This is a genomic window from Nostoc sp., assembly GCF_036917815.1.
Classification (GTDB): domain Bacteria; phylum Cyanobacteriota; class Cyanobacteriia; order Cyanobacteriales; family Nostocaceae; genus Nostoc.
The window spans coordinates 67,110-87,862 of record NZ_JBALEK010000098.1 but is presented as its reverse complement, the minus strand read 5'-3'; the positions used below and the strand labels follow the sequence as shown (position 1 = coordinate 87,862).

General features: G+C 43.6%; 17 protein-coding genes. 6 read left to right on the top strand and 11 right to left on the bottom strand.

Features of this window, described 5'->3' with window-relative positions:
- Positions 1-247 precede the first annotated feature (247 nt).
- Positions 248-799: a ribosomal protein S18-alanine N-acetyltransferase gene (rimI, locus tag V7K97_RS29510; RefSeq protein ID WP_334804520.1), complete on the bottom strand. Its 552-nt coding sequence runs from the start codon at positions 797-799 to the stop codon at positions 248-250.
- Between the two features lie 92 nt (positions 800-891).
- Between rimI and lysA the strand changes: the two genes are divergently transcribed.
- From lysA to V7K97_RS29495, 3 genes are all read left to right on the top strand, one after another.
- On the top strand, positions 892-2,295 hold the full coding sequence (lysA, locus tag V7K97_RS29505; protein WP_334804519.1) for a diaminopimelate decarboxylase: 1,404 nt from the start codon (positions 892-894) through the stop codon (positions 2,293-2,295).
- A gap of 94 nt (positions 2,296-2,389) precedes the next feature.
- Positions 2,390-3,313 (top strand): diadenylate cyclase CdaA, encoded by a 924-nt coding sequence (gene cdaA, locus V7K97_RS29500; protein ID WP_334804518.1) that lies wholly within the window; start codon positions 2,390-2,392, stop codon positions 3,311-3,313.
- The gene (locus V7K97_RS29495) at positions 3,310-4,059 is read left to right on the top strand and encodes an isoprenyl transferase (RefSeq protein ID WP_334804517.1); all 750 of its coding nucleotides are present in this window, start codon (positions 3,310-3,312) and stop codon (positions 4,057-4,059) included. The genes cdaA and V7K97_RS29495 overlap by 4 nt, the downstream gene beginning before the upstream one ends.
- Positions 4,060-4,498: 439 nt before the next feature.
- Here V7K97_RS29495 and V7K97_RS29490 read toward each other — a convergent pair whose 3' ends face one another.
- Both V7K97_RS29490 and V7K97_RS29485 read right to left on the bottom strand, forming a co-directional pair.
- Positions 4,499-4,771 (bottom strand): DUF3143 domain-containing protein, encoded by a 273-nt coding sequence (locus tag V7K97_RS29490; protein WP_334804516.1) that lies wholly within the window; start codon positions 4,769-4,771, stop codon positions 4,499-4,501.
- A 42-nt stretch (positions 4,772-4,813) separates the two neighbouring features.
- Positions 4,814-5,329: a J domain-containing protein gene (locus tag V7K97_RS29485; protein ID WP_334804536.1), complete on the bottom strand. Its 516-nt coding sequence runs from the start codon at positions 5,327-5,329 to the stop codon at positions 4,814-4,816.
- 176 nt (positions 5,330-5,505) lie between these two features.
- Between V7K97_RS29485 and V7K97_RS29480 the strand changes: the two genes are divergently transcribed.
- The gene (locus V7K97_RS29480; protein ID WP_442936816.1) at positions 5,506-5,670 is read left to right on the top strand and encodes a type II toxin-antitoxin system RelE/ParE family toxin; all 165 of its coding nucleotides are present in this window, start codon (positions 5,506-5,508) and stop codon (positions 5,668-5,670) included.
- Positions 5,671-5,687: 17 nt separating this feature from the next.
- Here V7K97_RS29480 and V7K97_RS29475 read toward each other — a convergent pair whose 3' ends face one another.
- Together V7K97_RS29475 and dnaK are read right to left on the bottom strand one after the other, a co-directional pair.
- On the bottom strand, positions 5,688-6,683 hold the full coding sequence (locus V7K97_RS29475) for a J domain-containing protein (protein ID WP_334804514.1): 996 nt from the start codon (positions 6,681-6,683) through the stop codon (positions 5,688-5,690).
- Between the two features lie 391 nt (positions 6,684-7,074).
- A complete protein-coding gene (gene dnaK, locus V7K97_RS29470) occupies positions 7,075-9,156 on the bottom strand; it encodes a molecular chaperone DnaK (protein ID WP_334804513.1) in 2,082 nt (693 codons plus the stop codon).
- A 487-nt stretch (positions 9,157-9,643) separates the two neighbouring features.
- Between dnaK and V7K97_RS29465 the strand changes: the two genes are divergently transcribed.
- Positions 9,644-10,492, top strand: a complete 849-nt coding sequence (locus V7K97_RS29465) for a M28 family peptidase (protein ID WP_334804512.1) — start codon at positions 9,644-9,646, stop codon at positions 10,490-10,492.
- A 77-nt stretch (positions 10,493-10,569) separates the two neighbouring features.
- On the opposite strand, the gene V7K97_RS29460 is transcribed toward V7K97_RS29465, so the two are convergent.
- The 4 genes from V7K97_RS29460 to V7K97_RS29445 form a co-directional block, all read right to left on the bottom strand.
- Positions 10,570-11,475 (bottom strand): bestrophin family protein, encoded by a 906-nt coding sequence (locus V7K97_RS29460; protein WP_334804511.1) that lies wholly within the window; start codon positions 11,473-11,475, stop codon positions 10,570-10,572.
- A gap of 1,655 nt (positions 11,476-13,130) precedes the next feature.
- Positions 13,131-14,939: an ABC transporter ATP-binding protein gene (locus tag V7K97_RS29455; protein WP_334804535.1), complete on the bottom strand. Its 1,809-nt coding sequence runs from the start codon at positions 14,937-14,939 to the stop codon at positions 13,131-13,133.
- Positions 14,940-15,408: 469 nt separating this feature from the next.
- Complete coding sequence (locus V7K97_RS29450) at positions 15,409-16,539, bottom strand: aldo/keto reductase (RefSeq protein WP_334804510.1); 1,131 nt, start codon at positions 16,537-16,539, stop codon at positions 15,409-15,411.
- Between the two features lie 90 nt (positions 16,540-16,629).
- Positions 16,630-17,127: a bifunctional nuclease family protein gene (locus tag V7K97_RS29445; RefSeq protein ID WP_273768592.1), complete on the bottom strand. Its 498-nt coding sequence runs from the start codon at positions 17,125-17,127 to the stop codon at positions 16,630-16,632.
- Between the two features lie 340 nt (positions 17,128-17,467).
- Between V7K97_RS29445 and V7K97_RS29440 the strand changes: the two genes are divergently transcribed.
- Positions 17,468-18,148, top strand: a complete 681-nt coding sequence (locus V7K97_RS29440; RefSeq protein ID WP_334804509.1) for a riboflavin synthase — start codon at positions 17,468-17,470, stop codon at positions 18,146-18,148.
- A 108-nt stretch (positions 18,149-18,256) separates the two neighbouring features.
- On the opposite strand, the gene V7K97_RS29435 is transcribed toward V7K97_RS29440, so the two are convergent.
- Positions 18,257-19,792, bottom strand: coding sequence for a M23 family metallopeptidase (locus tag V7K97_RS29435; RefSeq protein WP_334804508.1), 1,536 nt, complete (start codon positions 19,790-19,792; stop codon positions 18,257-18,259).
- Between the two features lie 90 nt (positions 19,793-19,882).
- Positions 19,883-20,701 carry a biotin--[acetyl-CoA-carboxylase] ligase gene (locus V7K97_RS29430; RefSeq protein WP_334804507.1) on the bottom strand — a complete coding sequence of 273 codons (819 nt, stop codon included), beginning with the start codon at positions 20,699-20,701 and terminating at the stop codon, positions 19,883-19,885.
- Positions 20,702-20,753 lie beyond the last annotated feature (52 nt).

Sequence of the window (20,753 nt, the reverse complement as noted above, 5' to 3'; positions counted from 1 at the left end):
TCACCAGCGTTTTTAGGATTTATTACAAATAGCTGACTGCTTGCATTCAGAGTTTATTGAGTTAATCCCAAACGTTTATTTATAACATATATACGCTTGAATGTAAAGCATAAATACCTGTCATAGTTTTTAATTATATAAATCTTATTTTCAATAAAACATTTAAATATAATTAGGCGCAGCAAAGTTACATTTTTTTGCTGAAGTTGATCGCAAGCCCCGATAATTCAAAATTAAAAATCCCCAGCTACTTAAAAACCAAGTGCCAAGAGGATTTGGCCAAGCGATCGCTGACAATAGAATACCACTGGTTTAAAGTTGCTTGAAATTTGCGGTGTTGTAAATCTGGGAGCCAAAGAATCAGCGCGTCTTCATCGTTATCTTGGTAGTAACGCGGCCGCCGTCCGGCTGTTTTGAAGCCAAATTTTTGATATAAAGATATAGCCCCCAAGTTGGAAGCTCGCACTTCGAGGGTAGCTCGCTCCATTTTGCGATCGCAAGCTGTCTTGAGAAGTGAATATAATAAAGCCGCACCCATTCCTTGACGGTGATATTCGGGATGAACCGCCAAAATTGTAATGTGAGCTTCGTCTAAAATTGACCAAAAGCAACCCATTCCCAGTAGTCTCGAATTAGAGACAGGGGAAAATAAACCCAGTAAATCGCTGTTGGGACTGTCCAACTCTCGTTGGTAGCCCTCCATTGTCCATAGGCCGCCAAAACAGGCTTGATCCAATTCCAACAATGCACTTAGATGCTCTGGGGTGAGTAATTTAATTTCTAAGTCTAATGAGATCACATTTATTGAATAAGATTACAAACCCTTTGTACACTGGGAATCGGGAGACGAACTCAAAGCCCGTAATTTGAACAAGGACAACTTTTATATTTATGGTATCGACTCACCCCACTGGGGTTCAACATTCTGGAAGTCAATATTTACCTCAAAGGCTTGACACCAAAGCAAATCCATCGCCTAATCAAGAACTTTTACCCTTAACTGCCAGAGTTCATCATCATGACTTCCTGGAAATTGGTGGGTGTGATGTCACAACCCTAGTTGAGCAATTTGGTTCACCCTTATATATTTTAGATGAAGAAACCCTGCGTTCAGCTTGTCAGCAATACCGAGATGCTTTCAAGCAATACTACAAGGGCGAATCTCAAGTATTGTACGCCTCCAAAGCTTGGAATTGTTTAGCAGTTTGTGCGATCGCCGCTTCCGTTGGTTTAGGAATCGATGTAGTTTCTGGGGGCGAACTTTACACAGCCCTAGAAGCGGGTGTTAGTCCCGATAAAATTTACCTTCACGGAAATAATAAATCTCGTGAAGAATTAATTTTAGCGATCGCGTCTGGTGTCACGATTGTGGCGGATAACTGGTATGAATTACATACCCTTGTCGAAATCGCCCAACCTACTCAACCAATTCGCATCATGCTACGGCTAACTCCCGGTATCGAGTGTCACACCCATGAATATATCCGCACGGGACACTTAGATAGCAAATTTGGCTTTGATCCCAACGATTTAGACGAAGTTTTTACCTTTGTCAGCCAACAATCTGCCCTGAATTGCGTAGGATTACACGCTCATATTGGTTCCCAAATTTTTGAGCGCCAACCGCATCAAGATTTGGCGGCTGTGATGGTGCAGTGGCTACGGGATGCCGCGAAGTATGGTTTAAATATTACAGAGTTAAATGTTGGTGGCGGTTTGGGGATTAAGTACATAGAATCAGACGATCCCCCTAGTATTGAAGAGTGGGTGAAGGCAATTTGTCAAGTCATCCAAGAAGCTTGTGTAGCCGAAAATCTGCCTTTGCCGAAATTACTGAGTGAACCAGGGCGATCGCTAATTGCTACAGCTTGTGTCACTGCCTATACTGTTGGTTCATCGAAAGTCATTCCAGAAATTCGTACCTACGTGGCAATTGATGGGGGAATGTCTGACAATCCTCGCCCAATTACTTACCAATCAGTTTATCGGGCAGTTGTTGCCAATAAAATGTCTTCTCCCTTAACCCAAACAGTTACAATTGCTGGTAAACATTGTGAATCAGGAGATATTCTGATTAAGAATGCCCTACTCCCAAAGACCGAACCAGGGGATATTCTCGTAGTTATGGGAACTGGTGCGTACAATTACAGTATGGCATCTAACTACAACCGCTTGCCCCGACCGGCAGCAGTCGTAGTGGCGAATGGCGAAGCAAATTTAATTTTGCAACGTGAAACTTATCAAGATTTAATTCGACAAGATCGCCTACCAGAAAGACTAAAAAGTAGTCATTAGTCCTTTGTCATTGGTCATTAGGCAGGAACTAATGACTGGTGAATTATGACTAATGACTAAATGTAATTAGAGGCAAAAGTGTAATCCAGATGTCATGAGAGATTGGTGGAAGCAATGGCTGACAAACCTGGGGTGGTCACAGTCCTTGCTACTTGGGACTCTGGATATTGTGTTAGTGCTGGCGCTGACGTACATGATACTAGTTATTATTAGTGAGCGCCGGACACTATGGATGGTGCGAGGATTCATTATCTTAATGCTAGCCTCAGCACTAAGTGGCAGATTCGGACTACCTCTGCTCAGTTTTGTACTTGAAAAGTTGGTAATTGGTTGTGCTGTGGCGATGGCAGTTGCTCTACAGTCAGAGTTTCGGCGCTTTTTGGAACAATTGGGGCGTGGCGAATTCCGCCAGTTGTTTCAACCCGACCGTCTGGCAATCCCCAAATCTGATAGTGTAATTGATGAAATTGTTGAGGCTGTTAAAGAATTGTCAAAAAACCGCATTGGAGCTTTACTAATTGTGGAAACCACAGGGCCAATTGATGAGCGAGATTTTTCGGTGCCAGGAGTAAAGCTAAATGCGGAGGTTTCTAAAGAACTGATCCAGACAATTTTTCAGCCGAAAACTTTGTTACACGATGGGGCGACACTGATCCGTGGATCGCGGATTATATCATCGGGTATAATTTTACCACTTTCGGGACGCACAGCCTCGCGCCAGTTGGGAACACGCCACCGGGCGGCAATGGGAATTACTGAGCGGGTCGAAAATTGCATTTGTGTCGTTGTATCTGAAGAAACGGGTTCTATTTCCTTAGCAGAACGGGGAACCCTAAATAGACCACTGACGATTAGGAAGTTGAAAGAGTCATTGGAGGCTCTTTTGTCTCCAACGGTCGATAGGGAAGCTGTTGCTCCTGGTCTATTGAGTTTTGTTCGTCGGATAGGTGGGAAGACATTAGCACTGGTTTCACGTTTACTCAGATTACCATCGACCGCTTCTCGAGATAAAAAATGACAGGACAACAAACTAAACTGCAAGATTTGCCTACTGACTTAAAACGAGAACTATTGCCGCAGCACGTGGCGGTGATTATGGATGGCAATGGTCGATGGGCTAAACGTCAAGGTCTACCCCGAATTATGGGTCATAAACGAGGAGTAGATGCTCTCAAGGATTTACTTCGCTGTTGTCAGGATTGGGGAATTCAGGCGCTGACAGCTTATGCTTTTTCAACGGAGAACTGGAAAAGACCGCAGGAAGAAGTGGATTTTTTGATGACTCTGTTTCAAAGAGTTTTGCGCCAAGAACTGCGAGAAATGGTCGAGGAGAATGTGCAAATCAAGTTTGTGGGAAATTTGCAAGAACTGCCGCGATCGCTCCAACAAGAAATATCCCGTTCAATGGAAGAAACCAAGAATAATCGTGGTATCCGGTTTTCGGTGGCAACTAATTATGGTGGACGACAGGAAATTTTACAAGCTTGTCAGGCGATTGCAAAACTTGTTCAGCAAGGTCTGTTACAACCCGATGAAATTAATGAACAGGTATTTGAGAGCCACTTGTACACTGCCGGAATTAATGATCCAGATTTGTTAATTCGCACCAGTGGAGAAATGCGCCTCTCCAATTTCCTGCTCTGGCAAATGGCTTATGGAGAAATTTATATTACCGATGCTCTCTGGCCAGATTTTAACCGGGCGGAGTTTCACCGCGCCTTGTGTGCCTACCAGCAACGGGAGCGGCGATTTGGGAAAGTGTAAATTTACAATCAAACCCAACCGCCAATTTCCGCTATGCCTACTTTAGAAGATTGGCAATCGCACTTAAAGAATCAGCGATTGCCAAGCAGGTTCTGTAGCTGGCGATCGCTATCCTCCCTTTTCAACCGCGATCGCCTCTCTCGATACTGACTTTTCACGTTATGTGGAAAAGCGCACGAAAAACCTAACCCCCTAACCCCCAACTCGTTGCGGGAAGGGGGAAAATTCAAAGTCTCTCTCCTTTTAGGAGAGAGAAATAGAAGTGAGGTTTTCCAGATCCCGTGAAAAGTCAGCTCTCGACAATGGCAGCGATCGCATTAGACAGTTCACTGCAGGAAAACGGCATTCCAATTGAGCCGACTCTCAATATTATCCCCTGCTTGTAAGCCCCCATCAGTAGCCGATTCTATGGATGGCTTAGTTTGTACTTTGCACTCTTTTATGGGCCTGAAAACACAGCTTGTTCTACATCATCCCGACTCAGAGAATACTTAAATGAGCGTTGGATATCTTGGCCATTTTCTCCAGATTGGACATATCGCACTACGATTTGCTCAACATCAAGCCATAATTCAGCTTGCCAACTAGGCCGCTGCACACGCCAGCAATGCCTCTGTGTTTCGTCTTGTTGACAGCCTTGGTCTTTTAGCCACTGCTCAATTTGTGGTAGGGAATGATTATATAGGGGAGTATCAGAGGGAAGAAGAAGCATAGGAATTTTAGATTTTGGATTAGGAAATTTTTTAATTTTTAATTATTTCAGACGGGTAATTAGTTGCGACATATAGATAATCTGCTGTTGTATAGATGCAGTTGGTTGCAGTATATGGGCTTGGAAAGCAGCATCGCCACGAGTTAAGCCGATGGTAACTGCTAATAACAGACAGCCTACAAATGTTAACACCAGCATAAATAAAGCAAAAATTTCGCCAGATGAGAGGGGGCGATCGCTCGCATCGAGGTAAGCTGATTTTGACCAGTCATGAGAACGCGAGACGGGATGATTCAAATCCGGGGGTGGTTGAATCACTCCAAAGCGGGAATAGCCAATTTTTAAATCGTAGCCGAAGCGCCGTTCTGGATGGCTAAGGGTGGCGTAGGCTTCGTTGATTTGCTGAAATTTGGGAGTGGCGATCGCAGTCGGCAAGTCTGTAGTATCAGGATGATAGCGTTTGCTCAGTTCCCGATAAGCGCGACGAATGTCAATTACCGATGCCGAGGGATGCAGCCCTAGCAGGGAGTAATAAGTTGGTTTACTACTTTGTGGCATTGCCCCGTTTTGAGTCACGGCTGTTTGAGTCACTTTGCTCAAAGATATTTTTTATATTTTAAATCCTTTGTGAATTAGAGAAGACAGAAGAAGACACAGCAGGTCTAGCATCTGATAAAATATTTTATTTTAAATAGCCAGAAAGCCTACAAAATAGGCATTCTTTCTTTTTACTTTTGCCTTTTTACTTTTGCCTTCTTGTACTAGCTCCTTTTTTACGAAGTTTTCCGGTGAACAATTATTTAATTTTTTATCGTCCAATAGACGAAGGGATAGAAATTGTACGTATCTTGCACGGCTCACAAGATATAGAAACAATTTTTCAAAATCACGAAGACTGAAGCTTTATATCTTATTCCTAACGGATTAAATCAGCACGGGGTTTAAAGGTTTCAATTTGCCGTAGCTTTTCGTACAGTTCTCGTTCTTCTTGACTAATATTTTTCGGTGTAACTATTTGAATTTCTACTAATTGATCGCCACGTTTACCGTCATCACTGGGATAACCTTTATTGCCTAGTCGAAATTTTTGACCAGATCTAACTCCGGGAGGAGTGGTCATTTTTACAGGGCCATCCAGAGTAGGTGCTTCTACCTGTCCTCCTAAAACTGCTTCGCTGGGAGTAACGGGAACCTGGCAGAGTATATTAGAACCTTCTAGCTTAAATAATGGATGAGGTTCAACGGTAATTTTTAAGTATAGATCGCCACCGCCAACGCCTTGGTTCCGCAAACGGATGGTTTGACCTGATACCATACCTGGAGGCATATTAACTTCTAGCGATCGCCCATCTTCCAAACGAATGCGTTCATTACCACCTTGATAAGCTTTTTCTAGTGGAAGCGTTAATCTGGCTTCTATATCCCGACGGGTTGTGCGAGGTGGGGTGTTAACGGTGTAGGCAACTTTTGTTCTGGGGGAACGAAATGGATCGCTAGTATTACCATTACTAGAATTACTTGCCGCGCCCTTATTTTTTACGCCGATAACTTGGTTAATAAAGCTTTCAAAGTCGGAGAATTGACTTGGATCTACGTCCTGATTCCCGTTGCGATCGCCTTGACTACTCTGCCAAGTTTTGGCCTTGGGCGTTTGTTTGTTGCCCGCAAAGCCTTTTTGCTTCCAGTAGCGGCTAAACTGGTCGTACTGCGATCGCTTGGCTGGATCTGAAAGGACTTCATAAGCCTCCCCGATATCCTTAAATTTTTCCTCTGATTCTTTGTTACCCGGATTAAGATCGGGGTGATATTGCCTTGCTAACCGCCGATAAACCTTTTTAACTTCCTCACCAGAGGCATCTTTAGATACTCCCAATATCTCGTAGTAATCGCGAAAGTTCGGCAAATTTTGCATAGTCAGTTGTTTAAATTTTAGATTTTGGACTTTGGATTAATTAGGAGTTATACCAATTCTGTATGAAGATGCGCCAAACTACATGAGGAACGAACCGCATTCGCGTTAGCGTCTCCCCTTCTCACATTGGGAGAGGCTAGCGCCAAGGGAGAAGGGCGCAAAGGACACAGAGAGATAAAGAAAATTTGGCGCAGCCTCACAAAGAATTGGTATTAGGAGAGAGGAGTTATGAGTTGAAATATTTAATTTTTAACTTCTACTCTTAACTTTTATCAGAAGTACTAATTAGGTAGACATAATTAAATGTAAAATGCCAACCATTGAAATCAGCTTCTTGAGCAGCTTTTACCTCCTGCCTCCTGCCTCCTGCCTTCTACCTCCTGCCTCCTACTTACAACCAATCATTGTCTTCTTCATCATCCCAGTTATCTTGGTAGCTAGGACGGGATTTGCGTGGAGGACGGCTTTCATAAGAGGAAGAACGACTATCCCGGTTATAGTCTCTGCCATAGTCTTTACCGTAATCTTTGCCATAGTCCTGACTGTATGAGTCGCGTTCCCGATAGCCATCTCTGGGAGATTCGCGTTCTTTCTCTTTATCACCACCTGTAAAGATGTCACGGATAGTACCAAGCAAGTCGTCGTCTTCATCTTCAGCATAAGACTGGCGGACTTCCCGATTTAGTTCATAGAGAGCATCTTGCAAGTCGGCGTAGGCTTGATCGATACCGCGATCGCTATTTTCCTTCAGACTTTCCTTTAGTTGTCGGCAAATATTATCAATTCTTTGGCGGCGGCTGCGGGCAAACTGCATACCAAATTCCAGTGCTACTTCTCTAAGTTGCCTTTCTGCTTGGAAAATCAACGCCTCAGAACGAGTCCGCTTTTCTACTCTTTCTTTACGTTCGCGATCGACATCGGCGTATTTTTGAGCATCCTGAATCATCCGATTCACTTCCGACTCGTTCAAGGTGGAAGCGCCTTGAATGGTGATACTCTGCTCTCGCCCAGTGGTTCTATCGAGGGCTGTTACCTGTAAAATCCCGTTAGCATCAATATCCAATGACACCTGAACTTGGGGAATTCCTCGTGGTGCTGGCGGGATGCCATACAGCTTGAAACGTCCTAAAGACTTATTGTTTGCTGCCATTTCCCGTTCGCCTTGAACTACGTGAATTTCCACAGTATTTTGGTTATTTTCAGACGTGGAAAAAATGTCAGAACGGCGGACTGGGATAGTCGTGTTGCGGGGAATGAGTTTTTTCATCACGCCGCCGATGGTTTCCAATCCTAAAGAAAGGGGTGTGACATCTAACAGCAGCACATCTTTAAGTTCGCCTGCAAGAATTCCGGCTTGAATTGCTGCACCCACTCCCACCACTTCATCGGGATTGACGTTTTCATTAGGTTCTGTGCCAATCAAATCCCGCACTAGCTGCTTCACCATTGGCATCCGTGTAGAACCGCCAACTAATACAACTTCTTCAATATCTCTAGGTGAAAGTCCGGCATCTTTGAGGGCGCGTTTCACTGGTGTTCGTAATCGCCCTACCAAATCACCACACAAACCTTCAAACTGGGAGCGAGTTAAACGAGTTTCCAGATGTTTGGGGCCATCTTCCGTGGCGGTGATGAAGGGTAAGTTAATATCAGTGACGCTAACAGCAGAAAGCTCAATTTTGGCTTTTTCCGCAGCTTCCATGAGACGTTGCAAAGCTTGGCGATCGCGTCTTAAGTCTACCTCTTCTGTTTCCAGAAATTGCTCTGCTAACCAATCTACGATTATTTTGTCAAAGTCATTACCACCCAGTTGTGTATCTCCACTGGTAGCTTTGACTTCAAATATCCCATCACCAACGTCTAAAATTGATACGTCAAAGGTGCCACCACCCAAGTCAAATACTAAAATAGTTTCCGTGTCACCCCGATCCAATCCATAAGCCAAAGATGCCGCAGTCGGTTCATTGAGAATCCGCAACACTTCTAAACCAGCAATTCTGCCAGCATCGCGGGTTGCCTGCCGTTGAGAATCGTTAAAATAAGCGGGTACTGTAATTACTGCGCCTGTGACTGGTTCACCCAAATAGCGACTAGCATCGTCTGCCAATTTCTTCAGCACCATTGCCGAAATTTCTTCTGGGGCAAAATCTTTATTCAGACGGGGACAGGCGATTTTAATATTACCGACATCATCTTTGCGGATGGTGTAAGGTACACGCTTGGAATCTGCATTAAGTTCGCCATACTTCCGCCCAATGAAGCGTTTAACTGCAAAAAAAGTATTTTGGGGATTGAGAACGGTTTGTCGCCGTGCCATTTGCCCAACCACCCTTTCACCTTCTTTACTAAAGCCAACCACGGAGGGTGTTGTTCGCATTCCTTCTGCATTGGCAATCACCACCGGCTTGCCACCCTCCATTACGGCGACTACTGAGTTGGTTGTACCCAAGTCGATGCCGACTACCTTGCCCATGCGTTACTCTTCTCCTAAAGTGTCTTATATATTTATTATGATTGGGCGGAACTACTTCTAGCTTTGTGCTACAGCATTAAAATACCTCAATGGTATAATAGTCATCATTAAGGCAGTAAGCTAAGAAGTGCAGCTAGAGGAGATAGTTGCAAGACTAGGATAGCATTGAGATGGTTGGTGTGCCTAAGCAGCCTCAATTCTGGTTATCCGCCTACTTCTGTTTCTGGTATCTGCAAGTTGGTAAATGCATATTTTGCACCAAGCCCTGGCGATTAGAAATCGCGGCTATCCAAACGTACTCCTTTGGAGAACCCGTTGGCGCAGCCTCTCGAAGAGAAGGGTAGTCCGCCTATGCGGACTTAGGGAAAATCAAGGATTTAAACTCCTATAGGCGGGTTTTGTCTCGTGTAGCCGCGACTTCTAATCGCCTAGTGCAAGACTTTTTTGATTGTTTGAAAACTCTAAATATTGCCACTATTTTAAAAATTTGAATTTAACAGAGCGATTACAAACTTCCCTGAGTGCGATCGCGCGAGAACGCGATCCTTATATGGCAACGGCTGGACATTTTTTTGTCCAAGAATACATCCGTCAGCAATTTTCCCAGTGGGGGAGTGTGGAAATCCACACCTTTGAAGTCAGAGGTAAAGTTTGTCAGAACTTGATATTAAATTTACCCTCTCAAGCTAGAGGGCAAAAAAAGGATTTGCCACCTATTTTAATTGGCGCTCATTATGATGCCGTTCCGGGAACACCAGGGGCAGATGATAATGCTACAGGTGTGGCGGTATTACTGGAATTGGCGAGAAAGTTTGCTGCCCAAGCTGTAAGATATCCCTTAAGGCTGGTTGCTTTCGATATGGAAGAATACGGCTTACTGGGTAGCGCGGACTATGCAGCACTGTTGCACCAACAAAAGCAACAGCTACGCTTAATGATTTCCTTAGAAATGCTGGGTTACAAGGATTCTACACCCGGTTGCCAAAGCTACCCCCCTCCTCTGGAACGCTTCTACCCAGATAGAGGTGATTTTATTGCTTTAATTGGCAATTTGCGGATATTGCCTGATTTAATTGGCATGAGTCGGAGTATTCGCAAAGTTGGCGTAGCTAGTCAATGGCTACCCGTGCCGAATCGAGGTTTAATAGTTCCCCAAATCAGACTTAGCGATCATGCACCATTCTGGGATTTGGGTTATCCAGCAATGATGGTGACAGATACGGCATTCTTGCGAAATCCACATTATCACAAGGCTAGTGATGCCATCGCTACTTTGGATTTAGATTTTCTGACTCGTGTATGTGAAGGTTTAGAAGTTGCAATTCGGAGTCTATAAAAAGTTAGTAGTTAAGAATGACCAGTTTGTTAAAGAAATATTTTCAATCCTACAATATTTTTTAACGTCCGCTTTAATCATATATTTTCTGTGTGCGATCGCGCATTTGGAGTCAAAGTAATTAAATCGTCGATATTGCGTTTCATCGTCTCGCAAATTGCATCTAATGGTAAGTCGTTGGCATCATAACCAAAGGGGTTTTCTATCTCCAAGCCGATGGCTTCAATGCCAAATACTGTAAAACCAACTAAAGCAGCAATTAAACCTGTCCACCAACCGAGACTATGGACGATCTGAAATGGTAGTAAAAAGCAATATAGGATCAGTAATTGCTTCAAATGAATGGCATAAGCTGATGGCATGGGTGTTTTTAAAATACGTTCGCAAGCACCTAAATTATCCACAAGATTATTCAATAATTCTTGCATAGATGTTAGCTGGTAGCTATTAAGGCAATTACGATGATACTGTTGCTGTAAATAATCTCCTATCCAAAAGGCAACCTCTATAGGAGGATTATTCATAATCTTCAGCTTTCTATACTTAGTAGATGGCATTAAGTCTTCTAACTCGCTATTGACAGCCTCTCCCCGCAAATGTAATTTAGTTGTTACACCAAAAGCTGCCAATAAGTTTAATGCCGTAATTTTATTTTCTTTATCTTCTGGTGAAATTTCCTCAACGGATACCCAAATTTGCCGCGCTAGATTTCGGACGTTATTTACTATAGATCCCCAACATTTTCTACCTTCCCAAAATCGCTCATAAGCAGTATTTGTCCGAAAGACAAGTAACAAACCTAAAACAATGCTCGGAATAACACTTCCTAAAATAGGTTGGGATACAGGCAGGTCAAAATGGTAAAGTAGAGAAATCAGAAATCCGAAAGCTCCGCACCATAAAATATGTTTATAAATTGCTTTAATTACCGAACCTTTAACTTGTAATTTTACGCGAACCCATTTTATTTTTTCGGCTATCATACAATCATCCTAATAAAATATTTAGTTAACCAATAGATTAAACATCAAATAACTTAAAAATAATCACTATAAAAGCAGCACAATTGGCTGGCAAAGAGGATACTTGAAAAAGTAATCTTGGTAAAGAACATGATATGCTGGTAGCAATGCATTGTATTCTAGCTTCTGTTATACAATATCGAGTCCGGTTAAATTGACACTCGATTGCTTTTAGGTTGGAGGAGCTGATTTTTCCCTTGCTTGACACAATCCCAAGTATACAGAGCCACTAACAGTATAAATTCGACAGGTTCCTTGGTCAAGCCATAACTCCAAGCCTAGCTTTTGTTGGTAGAATTCTGTAGATGCATTGAGGTTATGGGTAGAAAAGAAGGTAACTTGCTGTTTGATTTGCGGATGAGGACACATAAAACACATTTGAGTATATACCCTAACGACATCCGGCGATCGCAGATGTAAGAATTGATTGATGTTAGAAACCTGTTACTACTCCAGAATGCCTTAAGTGCATCTGGAGTTTCTTTTTGGAAAAAGCGATGTCTACGACGGGCTGCGCCTACGAAATTTTCCAAATCATCCTGATATGCCAAAACATGGCTGAATAAGGATGCATACTGAATTATCTATATCTAAACACGGGGCATCACTGTTGATGTACCCCTGCTGCCAAACAACTCTCGCAAAACAGCCTCAGTTCATCTGGGGCTGTTTTACGTTACTTCCAACAGAGAAAATGTGTAAATGTGAAGCACAGTGGTTTGTCATCAGACACCTTTATCTACATTTGAGTGTATACCCTGATGACGTAGGATTTTCTCACAGCGAAAATTTGATATAGGTAAATGCGTATCTTTCCTGACTCCAGATTTGTCACAAACATTTCTGGAGTTTTTTCATTATTTGAGTTTGAAATTGCTCATTAATCTAAACTCTAGTGAGTATTTTATTTTTCTATAGATTGCTAGAATGAAAAAACAGAATAGTACTTAACGCTCTTTTATTACTCTCGTCAGATTAAAGAGGCTTTTCGTTGCGCTTGTAGGGCGATAACTTGAGATACAAATCGCTCTAAATCTAATTGGCTTAACTGCTAAACTGCCTTTAATAGTTCTTCCGAAGATAGTTGTGCTTCAACTTTGGCTGTTGACATTTTTTATATTTAATCAGCTAACTTATTGATATTCTATAGCAATCCTAAATGATTCGTGAACAATAATATCCCCGACTTCTTTGAGAAGTCGGGGATCGGAGTCTCTCGATTTTTACAACTCATTTAGGGTCGCTATATCAACTTACTCATAACAGTGAGTGTTTAGAGGATGTTTTAAAAGTGGTTGGCTGTAATTTTAGGCACTTGTTGATCCCCCCTAACCCACGCCAGACGCTCTCTACGAGACGCTAAAAGCGTAGCTTGCTTCCCTGTAAGGGTACGCGGACTCGCTTGCCGCCGGCGCTATCGCTTTTAGCGTCTCCCCTTCTCACATTGGGAGAGGCTAGCGCCAAGGGAGAAGACCACGCTGGCTCCCCGATAAATTGGGGGGAACCGGAATCAAAGTCCCCCTTTTTAAGGGGGACTTTAACAGACTCTTCGCCCCCCAATTTATCGGGGGGTTGGGGGGATCTAAGACTTTGAAAACACGCCCTAGCCCTCTTTCCTACTGATAACCAGCTGCTTGTAACAGAAACAACTTGGCATAACGTCCTCCTAGCTGTAATAATTCTTCATGAGTTCCCTGTTCTATAACTTCCCCATTTTCTATAACTACGATTTTGTCAGCCATTCGTACCGTCGAGAAGCGATGGGAAATCAAAAGTACCATCTGATTTTGAGTAATAGCGCGAAAATGATTGAAAATCTCAAACTCAGCTTGAGCATCTATTGCTGATGTTGGTTCATCCAATACCAAGATATCTGCTTGCGATCGCATAAAAGCACGAGATAAAGCAATTTTCTGCCACTGTCCCCCCGAAAGTTCCTGTCCTCCCTTAAACCAACGACCAAGCTGAGTCTGGAAACTTTCGGGTAATTGGTCAATAAAAGATTGGGACATGCCTTTTTGGGCAGCAGTTTGCCAGCGAGTTTTGTTTTCGAGATGTTCGACATCGCCCACGCCAATATTCTCCCCTACAGTGAACTGGTAGCGGACAAAGTTCTGAAAAATCACACCAATACGACGCCGCAGCACATCCACATCCCATTCTTGCAAATCCAAGCCATCTAAGAAAATTCGCCCAGAGTCAGGGGTGTAGAGTCGGGTAAGTAGTTTGATTAAGGTAGTCTTCCCGGAACCGTTTTCACCGACAATTGCCAGTTTCTCTCTAGGTTTCAGATGCAGCGAAATGTTTGTCAACGCTGGCTTGGAACTTCCTGGATAAGTAAATGATACGTTTTCAAAACGAATACCATCTTGGGAATTTAAACCAATGGTTGCCTTACCCCAAGACTTTGGTACTTCTTCTTCCAAGAAATCGTAGAGATTTGATAGATATAGGTTATCTTCATACATCCCTCCAATAGAGGTGAGGGCATTAGAAAAAGTAGACTGTCCTTGGCGAAACACAGTGAGATACATGGTCATATCTCCCAAAGAAATCTTACCTAGCACTGTTTCCAGCACAATCCAAGCATAAGCTATATAAAAAGCACCAGTACTGACTAAACTCAGGAGATATCCCCACAGTCCTCGCCGCAGAGTCAAATCGCGGTCTTCGCCATAGAGTTGCTCAAACAGGTTGCGGTAACGTTCTAGCAGCATTTCTCCCAGCTGGTAGAGTTTGACTTCTGTGACAAAATCTTCTCTTGCTAGCAGATTTTCTAAGTAGTGCTGTTGACGAGTTTCTGACGCACGCCAACTAAACAAGCGAAAGGCTTCTCCAGCAAACTTCGTTTCCGCAATAAATACAGGCATAGCGGCCAAAATTAGTACCAACACCGCCCAAACTGAGAAATTTATTAGCAAAATCCCGTAGGTGATTAGGGAAAGGGCATTTTGCACTAACCCAAAGGTGCGGCTTACTAAAGAAAGGGGACGAACTGATGCTTCTCGTCGGGCATTGGTCAATTTGTCATAAAATTCTGAGTCTTCAAACTGCCTAAGATCGAGTGTCAGCGCCTTTTCTAAGATGAGTACATTTACTCGCTGACCCATTAGCGCCCGCAATAACGATTGACAAATGACGATTCCCCGTTGACTGCCTGCTAGTAAAATTACAGCGATCGCTTCTAATCCTACATACAATAAAGGGTGAGAAATATTGACAAAACCATTGCTATCTGAGTGAACTTGAGATGCAAATACCACCGCATCAACAATTAACTTACCGAGGTAGGATATGGCTGCGGGTAAAAGACCAGCAACTATTGTTAAACTAGCCAACAGAATAGTCAGCGATCGGCTAGTAGTCCATACTAAGTTTACAGCCCGTCCACTGTAGCGGAAAACCGTCAGTGATTGGCGGAGGATATTTCTTTTTTTTTAATTTTCATTTTTCTTTGTGCGAGATCCCCCACCTTGGGCGGATCTTCCTGACTCTTTTAATCTTTATATAATCTTAACAACAAATAACTCAGAACTCAGGAGTCAGAATGACGAGTGTGCAACTGGGTGGTCACTTTTGTAAAAAGTCCTAGCGAATGGAATTTGCGGCTACAGTGACAAAACCTGCATCACAAGGGTTTCCAATTTCTTAAGTCCGCGCAGGCGGACTTAGTTTGTGTAGCCGCGATTTCTAATCGCCAGGTATATTTGCTTATCGTAAATTCAAGGGTTTAAGACCCCAACCATTACATGTAGTATCAGTTGAGTTGGGGTTTAAATCCCCGACTCCAACTGTCTTTAATTTTGAAGTAATGAGTATAACTCATTACTTATTACTCATTACTCATTTATTTAACAGTGGAGATATTCAGACTCCTAACTCCTGTTTACATTTTTATCCCCACAATCTCCTACCTGCTTTCCCACTTAATTTTTGGTGAGTATCTGCTAATAAAGCTGGTATATCTAACTTTTCTGGACACCGAGGCAAACAGTCACCGCATTCTGTACAACGGTTGCCTTTCATACCAGGGAACCAGTGACCCGCATTTTCAAACATTCCGTAACGATATTGTCCATAGTCTTTCATGTCGTATGCCACTACGAGATTACGTAACCGCAATACCTCTGGAATATTGATATTTTCTGGACAGGGTAAACAAGCATAACACTGGCTACACTTATCAGTTTTCAAAGTAACTTTTTGGTGATTTTCTAAACGCCAGAAAGCAGAAATTTCTGCTGATTTTAGCTCTCCATCATGGTCAGCAACTTGCAAAGGTTCGATTAATTCATCTGGGTTTGCTGGCCCGATACTTAAAGTAGTAATACGGTGATCAGCAAGTAAAAATCGATAATTTAATGCTAAGGGTGAATACGGGTGACACAGGTCCTTAAGGGTTTGGGGTGGCGTGTAAAGGCGTCCTCCCTTATCAGCAGGGGAAATAATAAAAATGCCCATATCCTTATCGGCAGCTGCTTGAATCGCTGGTGCATGCCGTTGAAAAAAATAGTAATAATGCAGATTGACAAATTCAAAAAAATCTGTATTTATTGCAGCCTGAATTAACTCTAATGACCCGTGGGTGGAAAAACCAACGTGTCGGACTCGACCATCGGCAATAGCTTCCTCTACGGCTTGCATACAGCCATTTTTGGCTTGCACCCACTCGAAATGTTGCCAAGTGTTTAAACCATGAACACCTAAGCAATCCAAATAATCTAGCTGTAATCGTTCTAGGGATTCATCGATGCACCGACGCATGGAGTCAGCATCAGCTGTCACTGAGATTTTGGTAGTGATGTAAAGCCTTGTTCGGGGTACTGATAACCCAGCTTTTAGCGCCTTACCAAGATACTCCTCGCTTTTGCCGTAACCTCTGGCGGTTTCTAGATGATTAATTCCTAGCGCTAAGGCTTGTTCGATGGTCTGGTGAGCGTTTTCAACAGAAGCCAGGTAGCGCATTGTTCCCAGAGAAAAAACCGAGAGGCGCAGATTCGTTTTTCCAAAGCGTCGGTATTGCATATTTAACAAAGAGTTAGGAGTTAACAGTTAACAGTTAGGAGTTGAAGCAAGTAACTCATAACTCATAACTCATTAACTCATAACTTTGATTTAGCTGTCGCCATTACCAAAGCGCTTGATCAAATCTTCAGGACGGAGATTGGAAATAAATTCACGGAAGGCTTGCTGTTCGGCTTCATCTGCATCGCGATCAACAGGGATAGAAGCATCGGCAATGACTTCTTCCATTACCCAAATGGGGGTATTTGTACGGAGGGCAATGGCGATCGCATCGCTAGGACGCGCGTCAATTTCTTTTTTGACATCGCCTTGCTGGACGATTAAAGCTGCATAAAATGTATCCTTTTGCAGGGAATGAATAATTACCTTTTCTAGAGTCATATTCCAAGTCTCTAGAAGATTCACAATCAGGTCGTGAGTTAAGGGTCTGGGAGGCTTCTGATTCTCCAGTGCGCCCATAATTGCCCTAGCCTGTTCCTGACCAATGTAAATTGGCAAAGCTCGCCGATCTGAAGAATCTTTCAAAAGTACGATCGGGCTGCGGGTTATGGCATCTAATGCTATGCCAGCGACTTTCATTTCAATCATTGGCTAGGCCTCTACAATCCTTTGAGAACCTTGGATGCTGTGTAGCAAATAGTACCCTTTTCTGGGCGGTTTGGCGAGAGCAATAAACATAAGCATTTGTTCTCTATAATTGCTTCTATTAAACTCCGAACTTGTGGTGAAAACCAGAGTAAGTCAAATTGGTCTTCTTAAACAATAACCTTCTTACCCAAGTATGCCTTGTGAAGGATGCTAATGTGTTAATGTTCCTATCCGAAAAAAAGTCAGAAAATATACTTGGATGTTCTAGATTTATGTGACAATTACCAATTGATTTCTGCCAAAATTAGGCCATAAATAGAGTTAGTTCGACAAAAAAGCCGTGTTTACAGGATTAATCCAAGCATTAGGAACGATGGAACCCTTGGGGGGAGATTCTTGGCAAATTACTTGCATAAGCAATTCGTGTGAAGTAATTATGCAAGATTTGGCCTATGGTGATAGTGTTGCTGTAGATGGTGTTTGCCTGACAGTAGAAAAAGTTTTAAAAGACGGGTTTATCGCCACAGCTTCACCGGAAACTCTACGGCGCACAACTCTCGGAGGTGAGCCAACCCAACAGAGATATGTCAATTTAGAAGCGTCGCTAAGAGTGGGTAGCAAAGTTGGTGGTCATTTTGTGATGGGTCATGTAGACGGCATTGGTCGATTGCTAGTGGCAGAACAAACGGCGACTTCTTGGGAAATGACCTTTATTGCATCTGATGCGATCGCACGGTACATTGTCCCCAAAGGTAGCATAGCTGTCAATGGCATCAGTCTCACAGTCGCAGAATATGAGCCAGAACTCTGCCAATTTAAGGTGTCGGTAATTCCCCTCACATACACCGAGACAAATCTTCGCTATTTGGTGGCTGGCAGTTTGGTGAATCTAGAAGGGGATATTCTCGGCAAATACGTCGAAAAATTCCTTTACTCTGGCAACCCACACAGCAAACCCTCTGATGACAATAGTATAGATGGCATTACACCCGCATTCTTAGCAGAACACGGGTATTTGTAATTGGGTAATGGGCATGGGGCATGGGGCATGGGGCATGGGGCATGGGGCATTAGTTATTTTTCCCCTGCTCCCCCTGCCTCCCCTGCTCCCCCTGCTCCTCAGCTTCTTCTAGCTGCCCGGTTCTTGGCTAACCTGAGCAGTTTGCAAGCCTCGTACTAACTGGCTGAGGGCGCTTTGTAATTCCACGCCTGGGTCAGTAGCAACCCACCCATCTTGTGTTAGATGGCGGATTTCAAAGTGCAGGTGAGGTCCTGTGGAAGCCCCGGTGCTGCCAACTCGCCCGATGATGGTTCCAGGTTGTACCCATTGTCCAGGTTGAACAAGGATTTCTGACATGTGACCGTAGAGAGTTTGTTCAGCAGATTTGTGATTTAGGATCACGGTTAAACCATAACCACCCATCCAGTTAGCAGTTTCCACTTGACCAGCAGCAGCTGCCAAAACTGGTGTTCCCGTGGGCGCCCCCAAGTCTGTACCAGCATGGAAGCGGCGATCGCCTGTGATGGGATGAACTCGCCAACCAAACAAAGAAGTAATGGGAGCGGGAATAGACAATGGATACATCATTCCCGTACCACTATAGGCGACTCTCCCGGTGTAGGGGATTTGCGGCAATACTGATGCTAGTGAGAAGTCGTAAGCTACGGTGCCAGGGCGGGGCGCAATGTTGCCATCTGCCATTGGTAGAGGTAAAGTCCCACCACTCGGCGTGATGGGAGTTGCACTCACTGTTGTCGGGCTGAACTCGCCAGGACTCGGAATAAACCGATTCGGGCGAAATGCGCTCTTGCTGTTACCAGTAGAATCACTTTGAGCGGGACGCCATCTGCTGGTGTTGCCAGTAGTTGCAACCTGGCGCACGGGTGGTACTACTGGTAATTGGGCATTTTCACTTCTTCTGAGCCAAGTAGGTGCTGGTTTACCATTAGAATCAGCTACACTCTTCTGGGGTACTTTGGCGCAAACTGACGGCAAAATAGCTCGACAACCACTGGAGCGTTCTGTGAGAATTACAGAATCTGGTGCTTGATAAGTACCTGTAGCACCATTGTCATAACTATTAGGATCAATAAAGGCGTTATTATAATCCTTGGTTTTCCCCACTGTTGCACTGACAGGGCTGTTTGAGTTATTTGATGGTTGAGCCACTTCTGGGAGTTTTTCAGGTAAAGAGCGGGTACGGGTATTGGGTTTTTCCGGTGTCACCCTTACAGGAGTAACTTGGGAAGCTTCTACCTTTGGCTCTGACTGTCTGATAATCACAACAGGTTGGGCAGTTTCGATTTTGGGCGTAGACTGCCTAACTCGATCTTTTGATTGAGCAACCTCTGGGTTACTTAGTCTCTGTCTGAGTCTGGTTCGCCGTTGGGAAAATTCCGGTTGGGCTTGAGCCGCTTCGGGTGCAACAGCCTGTTTTTTAACTGGATTTATAACTGCTGTTGTTTGGGAACTTTCAACAGTGGGAACGATGTTGTCTACTTGTGTTTGCGTTTGGGCAAACACAAAGCCGCCACTGAGGAGGCTGAAGCTACTCAGCCAACAGAGGCTCTGAGCTGGTAGGGTCGAGGCAAAGCGTTTTTTGGTCAGACTTGGCTGCCATAAGTAGTGCAAACGATGATGGGCAGAATTATTGCGCTGCGTCATTTGTTCTCTCAGTTGTGTGTAATTAGCCTAAAGAGATGATGCTAGTGGTTTGTCTTGCCCAAAGAGCGAAATTGTGAACAAACCTCAAATTTAAACGGAAGATTTATGGTATCCCAAACTGATTGTACCGGGTTCAATATAGATTTCCGGTGTAATTAGTTCCTTTGTATCATAAGTTTCTAAATCAACTCGTAAATTTCCTTGAGGAGTCACTCCAACTACGGTACCTGAAAGATTATTGACGTACACCCGATCGCCCATGTTTGTAAGCAAATCTAAATAGCGAGACAAGAGTATGCTTACTCCTTCTTCCCAAAGGCACTCCATACCGGATTCTATTCCCAGCAAGACTGTAGAGGTGAGCATTTCCAGACAAGAAATTGGTCTGAAATCTTGGGATGCTTGCCACGATTCCAGATTGATTCCAGTTTCGGGTACTGGGTTTGTCCAGTTAATACCAACACCAATTACTGCTTGGGTGATTTGTCCTTTGTTTACTTTGGTTTCTGTCAAAATGCCGCCTAGTTTGCGACCATTTAAAACTAAATCATTGGGCCATTTTATCCCAACATCTACACCCCGTTGCCGCAATTGAGAGGCAATTCCCCAAGCCGTAGCGAAAGTTAGCTGATAGCTGTCAGTAGCCTGTATTTTCTGGTCAAAAGAAATCCCCACGGAAACATATAATCCGCCAACTGGAGAAATCCACTGGCGCCCCCATTGTCCCCGCCCAGCAGATTGTACAGTTGCAATTACTACAGTTCCGGAAATAGCTCCTTGGTTAAGTAAGTTCCAAAGGGTTTGGTTAGTTGAGGAGACGCTTTCAAAAAAGTGGAGGGAAAATGGTAAATATGTATGCTTACGCCCTGATTTCAAGGCTGATTCCAAGTATTGCAGATTAAATCCCACAGCAGTTAACCCAAATTCCGTTGTTCAAGTTAGCATTGATTGGCTAATGAGT